16 protein-coding genes are annotated in these 13,162 nt (G+C 32.7%); 8 read left to right on the top strand and 8 right to left on the bottom strand.

Annotation, left to right across the window (positions count from 1 at the left end):
- The first annotated feature begins 171 nt into the window (after positions 1-171).
- From HS5_RS10310 to HS5_RS10335, 6 genes are read left to right on the top strand one after another with little or no spacing between them, the layout of a single operon-like run.
- A complete protein-coding gene (locus tag HS5_RS10310) occupies positions 172-966 on the top strand; it encodes a sulfide-dependent adenosine diphosphate thiazole synthase (RefSeq protein ID WP_236751309.1) in 795 nt (264 codons plus the stop codon).
- A gap of 25 nt (positions 967-991) precedes the next feature.
- A complete protein-coding gene (locus HS5_RS10315; RefSeq protein WP_236751310.1) occupies positions 992-1,348 on the top strand; it encodes a 30S ribosomal protein S24e in 357 nt (118 codons plus the stop codon).
- Positions 1,326-1,517 carry a 30S ribosomal protein S27ae gene (locus HS5_RS10320; RefSeq protein WP_236751311.1) on the top strand — a complete coding sequence of 64 codons (192 nt, stop codon included), beginning with the start codon at positions 1,326-1,328 and terminating at the stop codon, positions 1,515-1,517. The genes HS5_RS10315 and HS5_RS10320 overlap by 23 nt, the downstream gene beginning before the upstream one ends.
- A gap of 3 nt (positions 1,518-1,520) precedes the next feature.
- On the top strand, positions 1,521-2,516 hold the full coding sequence (kae1, locus tag HS5_RS10325) for a KEOPS complex N(6)-L-threonylcarbamoyladenine synthase Kae1 (RefSeq protein ID WP_236751312.1): 996 nt from the start codon (positions 1,521-1,523) through the stop codon (positions 2,514-2,516).
- On the top strand, positions 2,504-3,157 hold the full coding sequence (locus HS5_RS10330; RefSeq protein ID WP_236751313.1) for a Kae1-associated kinase Bud32: 654 nt from the start codon (positions 2,504-2,506) through the stop codon (positions 3,155-3,157). Before kae1 ends, HS5_RS10330 begins: the two co-directional genes overlap by 13 nt.
- Positions 3,117-3,680 (top strand): XTP/dITP diphosphatase, encoded by a 564-nt coding sequence (locus HS5_RS10335; RefSeq protein ID WP_236753545.1) that lies wholly within the window; start codon positions 3,117-3,119, stop codon positions 3,678-3,680. Before HS5_RS10330 ends, HS5_RS10335 begins: the two co-directional genes overlap by 41 nt.
- On the opposite strand, the gene HS5_RS10340 is transcribed toward HS5_RS10335, so the two are convergent.
- Entirely contained in the window at positions 3,671-4,645 is a 975-nt protein-coding gene (locus HS5_RS10340; RefSeq protein ID WP_236751314.1) for an aldo/keto reductase, read from the bottom strand. The genes HS5_RS10335 and HS5_RS10340 overlap by 10 nt on opposite strands.
- Before the next feature lie 57 nt (positions 4,646-4,702).
- Between HS5_RS10340 and HS5_RS10345 the strand changes: the two genes are divergently transcribed.
- Positions 4,703-5,026 (top strand): hypothetical protein, encoded by a 324-nt coding sequence (locus HS5_RS10345; protein ID WP_236751315.1) that lies wholly within the window; start codon positions 4,703-4,705, stop codon positions 5,024-5,026.
- Here the strand turns inward: HS5_RS10345 and HS5_RS10350 are convergent.
- The 5 genes from HS5_RS10350 to HS5_RS10370 all read right to left on the bottom strand — a co-directional run bounded on the left by HS5_RS10350 (position 5,012) and on the right by HS5_RS10370 (position 8,180).
- A complete protein-coding gene (locus HS5_RS10350) occupies positions 5,012-5,977 on the bottom strand; it encodes a V-type ATPase subunit (protein ID WP_236751316.1) in 966 nt (321 codons plus the stop codon). The genes HS5_RS10345 and HS5_RS10350 overlap by 15 nt on opposite strands.
- Positions 5,974-6,306 carry a hypothetical protein gene (locus HS5_RS10355; protein ID WP_236751317.1) on the bottom strand — a complete coding sequence of 111 codons (333 nt, stop codon included), beginning with the start codon at positions 6,304-6,306 and terminating at the stop codon, positions 5,974-5,976. Before HS5_RS10355 ends, HS5_RS10350 begins: the two co-directional genes overlap by 4 nt.
- A gap of 10 nt (positions 6,307-6,316) precedes the next feature.
- Entirely contained in the window at positions 6,317-7,093 is a 777-nt protein-coding gene (locus HS5_RS10360) for a tRNA (adenine-N1)-methyltransferase (RefSeq protein ID WP_236751318.1), read from the bottom strand.
- Positions 7,094-7,240: 147 nt separating this feature from the next.
- Entirely contained in the window at positions 7,241-7,387 is a 147-nt protein-coding gene (locus tag HS5_RS10365; protein WP_013775506.1) for a ribbon-helix-helix domain-containing protein, read from the bottom strand.
- 64 nt (positions 7,388-7,451) lie between these two features.
- Entirely contained in the window at positions 7,452-8,180 is a 729-nt protein-coding gene (locus HS5_RS10370) for a helix-turn-helix domain-containing protein (protein WP_236751319.1), read from the bottom strand.
- 47 nt (positions 8,181-8,227) lie between these two features.
- Here HS5_RS10370 and HS5_RS10375 point away from each other — a divergent pair, with 47 nt between their 5' ends.
- Positions 8,228-8,557, top strand: a complete 330-nt coding sequence (locus tag HS5_RS10375) for a 30S ribosomal protein S25e (RefSeq protein WP_236751320.1) — start codon at positions 8,228-8,230, stop codon at positions 8,555-8,557.
- Here the strand turns inward: HS5_RS10375 and HS5_RS10380 are convergent.
- Together HS5_RS10380 and rgy are read right to left on the bottom strand one after the other, a co-directional pair.
- Positions 8,541-9,407: a carbon-nitrogen hydrolase family protein gene (locus tag HS5_RS10380; protein ID WP_236751321.1), complete on the bottom strand. Its 867-nt coding sequence runs from the start codon at positions 9,405-9,407 to the stop codon at positions 8,541-8,543. The genes HS5_RS10375 and HS5_RS10380 overlap by 17 nt on opposite strands.
- Before the next feature lie 6 nt (positions 9,408-9,413).
- A complete protein-coding gene (rgy, locus tag HS5_RS10385) occupies positions 9,414-13,112 on the bottom strand; it encodes a reverse gyrase (protein ID WP_236751322.1) in 3,699 nt (1,232 codons plus the stop codon).
- Between the last annotated feature and the right edge of the window lie 50 nt (positions 13,113-13,162).

Here is a 13,162-nt window from a genome sequence, read left to right on the forward strand (position 1 = left end):
GATTATTGGATTATCTCTTATTATCCTTTTACACCAACTGCATCGTATTTCGTTAACTTTTGTATCTAACTTTAATGGCATATTTCATTAACTTTATGAAGAATTTAAATACATTTCTTAAATGAATTATATATAACTTAGTTTATAAGTAAGTTATAACTAATAACCAACATGCAAAGCGTAAGAGTTAAGCAAGTAAATGAAGTAAAAATAAGCGAATATATTCTAAAATATACGTTCGAAGACTGGAATAATCTAATAGAAAGTGACGTAGTAATAGTTGGCGCAGGACCTTCTGGAATGACAGCTGCATACTATTTAGCAAAAGCTGGCCTAAAAACAGTAATCTTTGAAAGAAGGCTAAGCTTCGGAGGTGGAATAGGCGGCGGAGCAATGAATTTCCATAAAATCGTTATAGAAACGCCTGCCGATGAAATTATTAAGGAATTGAAAATAAAATATACTGAACCGGAAGATGGGATTTTCATAATAGATAGTGCTGAATTTATGGCAAAATTAGCTACTGCAGCAATAGACTCTGGGGCAAAAATCATTCATGGAGTTACTGTAGACGATGTAATATTTAGGGAAAATCCATTAAGAGTAGCAGGAGTAGCGGTAGAATGGACTTCCACTCAGATGTCTGGACTTCATGTAGATCCGCTATTTATTTCAGCAAGGGCAGTAATTGATGCTACTGGACATGATGCAGAAATAATTTCTGTAGCCTCAAGAAAAGTTCCAGAACTTGATATAGCAGTACCTGGGGAGAAATCAGCGTATAGTGAAATAGCAGAAGAACTTGTTGTAGAAAATGCAGGAAAGGTTGCTCCAGGTTTATATGCAGCAGGTATGGCAGTTTGCGAAGTAAAATCCTTACCTAGAATGGGGCCAATATTTGGAGCTATGATTCTCTCTGGTAAGAAAGTTGCTGAGGAAATAATTAAAGACTTGCGTAAGTCTTAAATCCTTTTTTTAATATTGTAACTCGATGAGTCAAGCTCAACAAATTAAAATTTCGGACAAGGTACAAGGTGTAATAGAAAAGGATTTTGATAATAAAGTAATAGGAAGAAGAGAATTAACATTAAAACTATATCACATAGGAACTGGTACTCCCTCAAGAAATGATATTAAAAAAGCTGTGAGTGGATTAGTTAACTCCAAAGAAGATCTTATTGTAATTAGAAAAATTTTCACAAATTATGGAGCAGGAATAAGCACAGCAAGAGTGCACGTTTATTCCAATAAAGAGGCTTTAGGAAAATACGAACCTAAACATTTATTAACAAGAGGCACAAGCACAAAGAAAGAAGGTGAACAGAGTGGCGAAAAAGGAAGCAAGTGAAGCTAAAGCTTCAGTAAGGCTTTATTATGAAATTTCTGATGGAAAAGTAAAATTAAAGAATAAAAAATGCCCTAGATGCGGTAGCGTAATGGCACATCATCTGAAACCTGTTGAAAGATGGTCATGTGGTAAATGCGGATATACAGAATTCGTATCGGGGAAAAAATAAGAAATGAAAGTTCTTGGTATTGAATCGACTGCCCATACTTTCGGTGTGGGAATAGCAGAAGATAAACCTCCTTTTATTTTAGCTAATGTTAGGGATACTTATGTACCTAAATCCGGTGGGATGAAACCTGGAGATTTAGCAAGACACCATGCAACAGTTGCGCCAGACATACTGGCAAAAGCGTTAGAAGAAACCGAAACTAACATAGATGATATAGATGGAATAGCTGTAGCTTTAGGTCCAGGAATTGGACCAGCACTTAGAGTAGGTGCAGTAGTAGCTAGAACATTAGCATTAAAATATAATAAGAAACTAATACCGGTAAATCACGGAATTGGACATATCGAAATAGGGTATCTAACTACAAATGCTAAAGATCCACTTATCTTGTACTTATCTGGGGGAAATACAATAATAACAACTTTTTATGAGGGAAAATTCAGAGTATTTGGAGAGACTTTAGATATAGCCTTAGGAAACATGATGGATGTCTTTGTTAGGGAAGTAAATTTAGCTCCTCCGTACATAGTAAACGGTAAGCATGTTATAGATATCTGTGCAGAAAATGCTAAAGAATTAATAGATTTACCATATGTTGTTAAAGGTCAAGATATGTCGTTCTCCGGCCTATTAACTGCTGCGCTAAGAGCTACAAAAAAATATCCTATGTCAGATATTTGTTACACCATTAGAGAAAATGCATTTGATATGCTTTTGGAAGCTACAGAAAGGGCACTCGCTTTAACTGAAAAAAAGGAAATTATGGTGGTAGGTGGAGTTGCTGCAAGCGTCAGTCTGCGTAGAAAATTAGATCTACTCGCAAAAGATTGGAATGTTGAAATTAAAATCGTACCGCTACAATTCTCTGGTGATAACGGTGCAATGATAGCCTACGCCGGTCTTTTAGCTTTAAGAAGTGGAGTCTCTATACCAATTGAGGAATCTGTGATAAAACCTAGGTGGAGGATAGATGAGGTAGATATTCCTTGGAGGAGTTAAAACTAATCAAAAGAGGAGCAGAATCACAAATCTATGAAACATATTTTCTAGGAATTCATGCAATAGTTAAAAATAGGATATCTAAGGCATATAGAGATCCTAAACTAGATAGAGAAATAAATTCGGAAAGAACTATCATGGAAGCAAAGTTAATGTATACTGCCTTAAAATCTGGAATAAATGTTCCAGCAATACTTTACATTGATAAGGAAAATTTCTCAATAATAATGGAGTTTATAGAAGGAAATACAGTAAAAGAGGTATTATGGAAAAACCTTTACGATACGAGGAAAATAGGTGAAATGATAGGAGAAATTGCATTAAAGTTACACAAAGCACAGATAGCGCATGGGGATTTGACAACTAACAACTTGATTTTAAAAGGAGAAGATTTATTCTTGATAGACTTTGGGCTATCAAAAAGGACTAACGACATAGAAGATTTTGCTACAGACGTTCACGTATTTTTAAGATCTTTAGAAAGCGCTCACCCAGATAAAAAAGATGAAGTATTCGAGGGATTTAAGTATACGTACTCTAAGTTCGATTTATATGGAAAAGTAATGGAAACCATGAGAGATATTAGAATGAGGGGTAGATATATTGAAGAAAGAAGAAGTAAAAGTAGTGACAGGGAATAGAAGAAAATTTGAGGAAATGAATCAAATAGCATTAGAATACGGAATCAAGCTTTCTATGATAAATTTGCCTAAATTTGAAATTCAAGCTGATAGACTAGAAGATGTAGTTAGACATGCAGCTTCCGTTTTCTATTCTATGCTTTATGAACCTATAATTTTAGAAGATAGTGGATTATTTATAGAGATATTAAATGGCTTTCCGGGACCTTATACCAAATTCGTTAAAAAAACGTTAGATATTAAAGGAGTTTTAAAATTAATGAAGAATGAAAAAAATAGGAACGCTTATTTTAAAACCGCACTGGCTTACGTAAATGAGAATGAAATAAGGATATTTACTGGAGAAGTTCATGGTAGGATATCTGAAGAAGCTATGGGGAATAGCGGATTCGGGTTTGATCCAATTTTTATACCAGAAGGTTCAGATAAGACATTTGCAGAAATGGAAATAGAAGAGAAAAATAAGTACTCTCACAGAAGCAGGGCATTTAAAAAATTTCTTGAGTATTACATTCACTTGTAAATTTTTGTCTCTTCTATACTTTCATCATTTAACTTCTTATAATGTTTCTCGTAATAAGACGAAATATATACTAAATCCTCTTCACTAAGATCTTCTAATTCATTTACTTTTACGAATTCCTCTAGCTCCTTAATTGTAGTAATATTGGGAACTACACTAGAAACGTTCTGATTTGCCAATACAAATTTTATAGCTAACTGGGATAACTTCATGCCTTTTGATTTCGCAAATTCTAGCATTCCTTTACTATTATTTACTGCATCTTCAATCCACTTTATATTCTTCAAGCTTCTATGTAGGTTTTTATTATCGGCTATTGGCCATTTATCTTCAATTAACGCATCTGACGCATGAGGAACTCTAACTACATTTCCTATTCTGTATTTTAGGAAATCTTTACCTGGATACTGCTCAATCATGTTATAAATGTGCTCTAACCCTTCATACCCCATTCTTATTGCTTCTAATCCTTCTTCTCCCCAACCTAGTGTAGGACCTAGTGCAATACCTATAGCTTTCGCTATTCCGTCTTTTTTAAGTCCCTGCATAAAGTCAAAAATTTCCTTATTTCGGATTGTATTCATTTTTGGATTATGTAACATAAGAATATCAATATAATCTGTGTTCAGTCTTTTTAACGATTCTTTTACCGCAAACTCTAAATAATCTATATTAAAATTTTGTTGTGTTTTATTTCCTTTTTTATTATAAAAATCATAACCTATTTTCGTTAAAACAATTATATTGTCCCTCTTATTTCCTAGGACTTTACCAATTAACTCTTCAGCCTTTCCTTCACCGTAAATATCTCCAGTATCATAGAATGTTATACCCAGGTCATAAGCTCTTTTTAATATTTCTTCAGCTTTAACACTAGAGGCCCACCAATCTGTGGCAAGACTCCATAATCCTACTCCTATTTCTGAGACTTTTATGTCAGTATGACCGAAGTCTCTTTCTCTCACGTTATACCACTACTAATAATTTTAAACATTCTTAAAAATAAAGGTAAACATTACTACATGCTTGTTAGACTAGAGGAAAAAGAGTTCGATAAGATCTTTAGTAAATTAAAGGAACAAGTATACGAGTATAACTCTAAAATTAGTGGTAATGAAGTATATCTTAAGCCATACCATGTTGTGTATAAAAACGGTAAAAAATACATTTATATAGGAAAATATTGGTATAAATTGGAAAAATATAACGGAAAAATAAAGTGGATATACTTGGGAAAAGATAAACCCTTTGCTGACTTGCCTGATCCTCCTAAGTTTCCAGAGTTTACCATAATAAAAGATGAGAAAAGCTACATAGTGGACGAAAAATTTCTAAATAACTTCTAATGAAAGTCTAGATTTTATAGCTTCCTTATTCATTTTCGTTTTTAATCCATTTATTATTATTATTAAATCTTCCATATCTAACTTTATTAATTCACTTATAGCCAAAGCTGTAACGGGAGTAAATGGAGAGCCCATAAATGCGTATATTGAAGACTTTCTGGCATCTATCCTAGCAATCTTATATAATGAATACAATGCTGAATAAGCATCTCCTAACTCAATGTTTCTAGCATACTGAGTTCTTCTTAATGTATTTGCTACTTCTTCTATTTTTGACGATTGTAAATCCCTTATAACATCTGGTAATATCCTACATGTTAAAGGAATTGCTATCTTCTGTCTAACTGCTAGACTGGCTGAATAATAATCTTTATATCCGCATATTATGGAATTTGCAGCAGATTTCCAATCACCCTTAAATGTGTCAACTATCGCAGATAACTTCTCAATAAAATAAAAATCTAAAAGCGATTCTAACTGTGATAAATTTTTAGGATTTTTTTCTAATGCATATTCTAATGCACTTGAGTATGTAGTTCCTCTTATGATACTTCTTAATTCTTCTATAGTTGATGGATTTGATTCTCCAATTTTTGAAAGAAACATAATTCCTGATGGTTTTGTCTTATTATATATACCTGCAATTATTGCCTTAAATTCGTCTAAAGTTAAATAATAGTAATATAAGTCAACAATATCGTGAGCAGACTTCACGGATGATGAGAAGTTAAGTATTCTGTAAATCTGGTCAATAGCTCTCTTTTTTATTTCTAGCTCAGCATCATCAAATGTTGTTGGAATATCTTCTATAAAATTTCTTTCTTTTAAAATACTTAATACATTTTTCCAATCATCCTCAGACAATAATTCTGTAACAAGACCTTTAGTTAATGTCGTTGATTTGTATAGTCTGGAAATTGAGGAAATGTAAGCTAAAGAAGGAGCACTCACTTATATGCACCTTTAATTGCGTTTAAAACTTCTGATATAGCCTTTTCCAAATTTTTATTAGCCCTATCTTTTATTTCCTTTATTTTCTTTTCTCTCTCATCTGCATAATTCTTTCTTAGTCTATCAATCTCATCTTGAGTTTCCTTAGAAATATCTGAAGAAATTTCATCAAAAATTTTCTTTGTTTCTTTATCCATTTCTAAACTGAGACTATAAGCTAAATCTATTAGTTTTTTTGCGTCGTCAGACGTAGTAGTTTTAACTTTATCTAGATCACTTTCAAATTCAACTATAACTCTGGGATAAATTGAAAAGTTAGAATCGCTCATTTGACTATAATTATAGAGAAGTTCCTTTTATATATTTCCTACCTCTGATTAAGTATCCAGTGTGCAAAACTCCGATATTTTTCGGCCTAACAGCATTTTCCTTTACTTGGTATTCTCTAATTATTAACTCCTCTGCGTGAATGTCAACAAATCCGTCGTTTCTCATCTGTAATACAGTTTTTTCTATCTGGTTAACAGTAGGAACGAATACTACCAAAGATCCTGAAGGCTTTAACGCATCATAAACTTTGGAAATAGCGTTCCAAGGATCTGGCATATCCAAGATCACTGCCGAAACATCTTTTTCGTCTATACCTTGTTTTATATCCTTGATTTTAAATTCTATGCGATCTAGCAAATTCAAAATTGAAGCATTATATTTTGCTTTATTTTGCATATCTTCTCTTACGTCGTAAGTGATAACTCTGCCATTAGGTCCTAAAAAATATGCTAATGTAATCGTTAAAAATCCTGATCCAGTTCCAGCTTCCACAACCATGTCACCCGGCTGAATTCCAGAAACATAAACTATATATGAAGCATCCTTAGGGTAAACAACTTGTGAAGGCCTCGGCAAAGTAGTGTATATATCCATTGGTGTAGGTTTTAGTAGATATGCTTCCCCTTTTGTCATTTTTACTATTTCGCCATATTCTTTGCCTATTAGCTGGTCATGAACTATGTAACCTTTGTCTGTATCTAGTCTTTTACCTTTCTTTACTTTAATTAGGAATGATCTCTTACTATCAATCCAAATTGTAACTGGATCGCCTTCTTGAATTGGCACATGTATTAATCTCGTTTTATTAAAAATGTTTATCCTTTTGTAAGATGCTAATTTGACGGAGAAAACAAAACATAAAAATTAACATAATTTAAAAATTTCAGTATTGGTGTCTTAACTCATTATATCGTTAATACCAGCCCTCATCATTCATTCTTTAATCCATAACTCCTTTCTAATAAAATCACCTATAGCAGCCCTAATTACTTCACTTCTTGATTCGTATCTACCTGTATTTACTAATTCATCTATTGCTTCTAAGAATTGTTCCGGTAGTTTGACTGTTATTATTTTCATTAAAGATCGATTATTCACCTAGTGAAGAACTGCTTTTAAGAATTATTGCATCGTAATTTTTTCCTTATTTTGCTTGGCTCCATAAATGGTTAAAATATACAGTAGCAATGTCTACGATATATTTGTGATTTGAAAATAGACCAGAAAGCTTATCAGCGTTCTTTATTATCAATAATACTGCTGTAGAAGTTATTAAACCAGTACCGAACATATTACTTAGCTTACGCATCTGCACTCCAGAAATTTCTGGAATATTTATATCACTCTGAATTATTACCCTAAGATCTGGCGAAGTATAACTTTTTGTTTTTATAGCTTGTATTACGTCTTCACTTAATAATTCTGAATAAGATATTGCAATTGAAACTTTATTACCTTCATCTAATATTTCAAAAAACGTTGATTTAATTTTATCAGGAGGTATCATAGTTATACTATAAGTCGATGAAGAAGATAGCAATGAAGATAATGGCTCGATGAATTCCTTTTCGAATTCATTAACCTTAATTTCTATCATTTTCTTGATATTTGCCCATAAATCTCTAAGAGGTATTGCCTCGTATACTGCAGGTTTTTTTCCTAATCTTTTAATCCATCCTCTTTCTTCTAACTTTGAAAGTAATGAGTAAATTTTCGTATATGATATGTTCAATTGCTCTGCTAGTTGCCTAGCGCTCATTTGACCCTCTAATAATAATGTGGAATATATTCTTAATTCTGCTCTTGATATTCCTAAAATCGAAGCGAATCTAGATACTCTCGCTAACGTATCTTCTAACGGATTATTATCCATTAAATTATTATAAGCCTATTTGCATTAAAGATTAATAGGTGGAGTAAATGGGTGGAGTGTCGAAAAAACCAATTAGTAACGTTGAAAAGAGAATAAAGAAACAACAAGAAGAGCAACAGAAAACATCAAAGAAAAAATCAAGTAAAACAGGAAGCGAAGTTATATCTAAGAATATTCAAATTTCCGATGATATGATTAGAAAAATACAAGAAGAAATAAAAAGAGAAAAGATGATAACGCCATACGAATTAGCTACAAAATCTAATATAACAATAAGCGTAGCAAAACGCGTTTTAAAGGATTTGAGTTCTCAAGGCATGATAAAAGAATCATTTAGAAATAGAAGAACTGCCGTATACATTAACCCTCAGGCTTAGGAATAGGTTTTTCATTTAACTTTGTCTTTTTAATGCTTTTACAGAGTCCGTAAATTATTGATTCTATTCCATTTAATCTAGCATTCATTCCTTCCTTATTTTGTATTATCATTGAACTTTCTACCAAGACTATAGAATCCTCATCTTCTGCTTCCTTATACACTAAAGACTCAGGAGTAGCTATGAACGTGGGTGTATATCCTACTATTTCCCCATCTTCGTTTTCTATCATTTCTCCGTTAATTAAATAAGAAACTCCATTTTCAATACTCCTAGTTATTGCTACATATTTTATTAAATCTTGTTTTTTATTAACAGGCCTAGTAGTACCTATTATCAATTGTGAACCTCCTAGTGCTAAAATTCTACTAATTTCTGGCGAAAATAAATCGTCCTCAGATACTACACCGTACTTTTTATCCAAAACTACATAAATAGGCTCTTTTCCACCAGATATACCCAATTTTACATCTTTTTCTGACATCATTATTTTCCTATACTTACCTATTATTTCTCCATCAGGAGATATGACTAGCGTTGTTAGAAATATTTTTGGCCCTGCTTGCTCTAATAAAGGACCTGCTATTAAGTGAATCTCTCCTTCCATAGCTAGCTTTACTAAGATATCAGTAGAGTTACCTGGAATTTTCTCGGCTAAATTCTTTACAACGCTTCTCATTTTCTTTTCATTATTATACAACTCGAATGTGTTACCGACAGGAAATAATGAAGGAAGTATAATTAATTTTGCTCCCCTTTCTTTTGCAGTTTTTATTAGTTTCTTTGCTTTTTCAATATTATGCTTTCTAGACATTTCTTTCAGTTTTAAATACGTTAACGAGATTAGCATCAACTTTCACCCAATACTTTGTATTTCATCATATAATTGTTTTAATACTTGCCTATAATCTTCCTTACCGTCTTCTATAAGATCCATTAACTCTAGTAATTGTCTAGTTCTTTCTTCCGAAACGAATTTGGAGTATTTGCTAGTCAAGAAGTTATACACGTTAATCCCTAATTTAGATGGTACAAGTCTTTTAACTTTTTTGGTTTCTAGCATATATCCTCTTTTAAGCAAAGTGGCAATAATTGTAGCATACGTACTGGGTCTACCAATTTTCTTATTTTTCATCTCTGTTATAAGTTCGCCTTGAGTATAAAGTTGATAGTTACTTTTCACAAATGAAGATACTACATTTCCTACAAATTCGCATTGGCTTGCCTTCCTACAGTCTTCCAATTTCTTTATAGTATCAGCATAAGAAGAGTCTCTGCTTGCAAAATATGATCTTGGATAATATAATGAAAACTTTGTTACATCTATTCCTCCAGGCAAAGAAACACTAGTTATCAACTCAATTTCTGGATTTTCTACTTTCAAGTCTTTACCGTTGCTCAAAGCTTTAACACTAAATTTAATTTTATCTACATTTAGTGGGACTATTTGACTTGATATGAACCTAGAAAATATAAGACCATAAATTCTATAGTGGTTCAAAGTAAGTCTCTTAGGAAGTTCTAATTCTCCTTCTTCAATCAAGGCTCTTAACTGATTTTCGTCTAGAGGCCTAGTAGGTCTAATAGCCTCATGCGCTCCTCCCTCTCCCCAAGTTCTGGGCTTAAAGATCTCCTTATACTTATCTTCAAGAACTTCTTTTAAGTAATTTTCTGCTACTGCTATTCCAGCATTCGAAATCCTTGTACTGTCTGTTCTATGATATGTAATTAAACCCATTTCAAAAAGATCTTGAGCAACTCTCATTGCTTCAGGAGCCGAAATTCCGTATAAGTTTGATGCATCTGAAAGCATTTCGTCTGTTGTATAAGGAGGCATAGGACCAAAAGTTTCAGAAGATTTTGATATATTATGAACTATTACTTTTACATCTTTCTTGTCCAAATCCGCTTGCTTTGGAACAAGAACTGAAAGAGAGTTAAGGAATTTTATTACATATACTGTTCTCTTAGTTTCATTATATTCATTATACCTATTTATTACCCAACCTAAGACAGGTGTTTGAACTCTTCCTGCACTTAGGTTTTTATTCTCTCCACATACGTTTTTATTCAAAGTCTCTGTACAATATTGTGGCCAGAAAACGGTTTGCAACTTATTTGATAAACTGAAGCCTATCCATCTGTCTTCTATTCTCCTTACTACTTGAGATTGTAATAACGGTATAGAAAACTGCCTAGAATTATTTATTGCTTCGATTATTGCCCTTCTAGTAACCTCGTGGAATTCAGCTCTTTTTATATTCGAATTATATGGCCTTAAAGTTAAATACAAATCCCAAGAAATTTTTTCTCCTTCAACATCGGGATCTGTCCCGATTAAAATCTCATCAGCCTCTAACGCTAATTGCCTAAGCGATACAATTGAATCTGTTTTATCTCTTATGATAGTAGATCCACAAATTGGGCATCTATTACCTTCAGCGTACTCAGTAAACTGGTGACCGTTATTGCACCTTTTTATCGTATTATAATATGGCATGAATTCTAGGCTAGAATTCTTTCTAACTTCTATTCCATGAATACCTATATTTTTTGTAGTTAAATCGTAAATATGACCGCCACTTGCAGTAACCATTAACACTTTATCTCCTATAACAGTCTCGTATATGATTGCCCCGTTAAATACTCTTATACTTGGTTTAGAGAAAAAGCTAGAAATCGTCCTAGCCTTATTAGGAGACTCTACAACGAATAATACGGTTTTTATATTCTTGACTGAGGCTGAGGCTAAAATTCCTTCTTTCTTTATTTTCCTTATTTCTTCTCTCTCAGAATCTATTCTCTTAAGGATTTCATGTAAGCCTTTATTCCCTATCTTATCATCATTTATATCAAACAAATTCCAGTTTACTTCATCTAAAACAATTGATAACCTTCTGTTTAAGAGTTCAAATAACCTTGGGTTATCTACTAGTAAAACAGATAAGCCTGTAGTTAATTCTCCCCCGAAAATTCTAGAAGTTCTTCCGCTAGCTTGAATGTAAGTTAGATAATCAGGAGTTGAAATGTAACCGTTACTTATCGAAATTTCTCCTATCTCAGCAATCTTTTCCAGGATCTCTTCATTTTTTAAATATTTGTTTGTTAGCTCGTATGCTTCTTGAATATACGTATCCTCTATTTTACCGTTTTTAATAGAATTAGCAAGCATTGCTAAAGCTGCAGGAGATATACGCCTTAACTTATTCCTGACTATCCTTAATACTTTCGTAGCTTCTTCATCTTTAGTTACTAAGGAGACAAGAGTAAGCATCTTTAACATTGCTAAAGGATGCATCGCTTCTCCTATCTTAAATCTAAACCTTGGAATTCCGGCAAATACAGCATATCTAATCCTCCAAGGTATATCTATTCCTCTTACTAAAATACCGTAATGAGTAGCTACACCCACTAGAACATCAATTTCACCTTTTTCAAACTTATCCAACTTTGTAATGGATGTTGAAGAAATTGCCTCAGCCTTTAATCCAGAAATTTCTGATGCTATCTTATTAGCAAAAGCTACACCCTTATCTATAGGTACAAAAATTAGACCTCCACTACCTAGCTTGTTAACAATCTTATTTATAGCATCTATAACTTGCTCATCAGTAGTATTCTGAAGCTGAACATAAGAATCTATCACGTTCCTTAAGTATACTACTGCACTACCGGGCCTAAAGCCCATTAACGATGAAAATACCGGATTTCCTTTAGTTATAGTTGCTGAGGAAAATATAGCTATCTTATCTATAGTTTTTCTTTCTCTAATCTTTCTTATCTCATCGAAAACTTCCTCACTATTTCTAGACTTTCTTAACAATTCTCTCACGTTTTGAATGTCATCTTCGGTAAATCCTACTAACTTTAATACAGTATTAGCACTCTTACTTGATTTTAAAACAGAATCTACGTCATCTACAAATAAATATCTATACTCCTTTGTTGATATATATTCAACATTATTGATTATATATCTAGAAGTTGATACAAAAATATCGAAATCTCCAGATTCCAAAACTTTATTAAGTTCACCTTTTTGAGATTGTGTAATTCCAGAATAATAATAAGCTAACTTAGGAATCTCTTCCAAGTTCTTACTCATATCTTGTATCCTCTGAACAACTTGGTTTACTAACGTCTTTGTGGGAAAAATCATCAACGTTTTTCTCCTCTTTTTGGCAAAGTATAAAGACATTAGAATTCCAAAGGTAGTTTTACCTAAACCTGGTGGAGCTATAATTGCAAAGCTCTCCCCTCTTAATGCCCTAATTATCCAAGACCTCTGTGGGCCTAAAGGAGGAGATCCTAAAACTTTCTTGAAAAGCCTTTCTACATCTTTCAATTCTTTCAATATCTCATAAGGAGAACGCAAATTAAGTAAATCTTTATTTTTCAACAAGTGTAAAGCGAGATCATATATGGAATTAAATTCTATATCTTCTTTTACACATTTCTCACATGCGGAACCTTTGTATAATCTGTTAGCTGTTATTTCTCCTCCGCAATTAGGACAAGCGTTCATATAAACTAAATTAGGTAATTCTTCACTCATTACTAGTGATTCTGAATAAGACTTATTTAAAAGGTTTAGCTATAGCATAT

This window comes from Acidianus sp. HS-5 (genome assembly GCF_021655615.1).
Lineage (GTDB): Archaea > Thermoproteota > Thermoprotei_A > Sulfolobales > Sulfolobaceae > Acidianus.

Coding starts and splice junctions, on each gene's coding strand:
- HS5_RS10310 (WP_236751309.1), top strand. CDS start 172: ATGCAAAGCGTAAGAGTTAAGCAAGTAAATGAAGTAAAAATAAGCGAA.
- HS5_RS10315 (WP_236751310.1), top strand. CDS start 992: ATGAGTCAAGCTCAACAAATTAAAATTTCGGACAAGGTACAAGGTGTA.
- kae1 (WP_236751312.1), top strand. CDS start 1,521: ATGAAAGTTCTTGGTATTGAATCGACTGCCCATACTTTCGGTGTGGGA.
- HS5_RS10345 (WP_236751315.1), top strand. CDS start 4,703: ATGCTTGTTAGACTAGAGGAAAAAGAGTTCGATAAGATCTTTAGTAAA.
- HS5_RS10355 (WP_236751317.1), bottom strand. CDS start 6,306: ATGAGCGATTCTAACTTTTCAATTTATCCCAGAGTTATAGTTGAATTT.
- HS5_RS10365 (WP_013775506.1), bottom strand. CDS start 7,387: ATGAAAATAATAACAGTCAAACTACCGGAACAATTCTTAGAAGCAATA.
- HS5_RS10370 (WP_236751319.1), bottom strand. CDS start 8,180: ATGGATAATAATCCGTTAGAAGATACGTTAGCGAGAGTATCTAGATTC.
- HS5_RS10375 (WP_236751320.1), top strand. CDS start 8,228: ATGGGTGGAGTGTCGAAAAAACCAATTAGTAACGTTGAAAAGAGAATA.
- HS5_RS10380 (WP_236751321.1), bottom strand. CDS start 9,407: ATGCTAATCTCGTTAACGTATTTAAAACTGAAAGAAATGTCTAGAAAG.
- rgy (WP_236751322.1), bottom strand. CDS start 13,112: ATGAGTGAAGAATTACCTAATTTAGTTTATATGAACGCTTGTCCTAAT.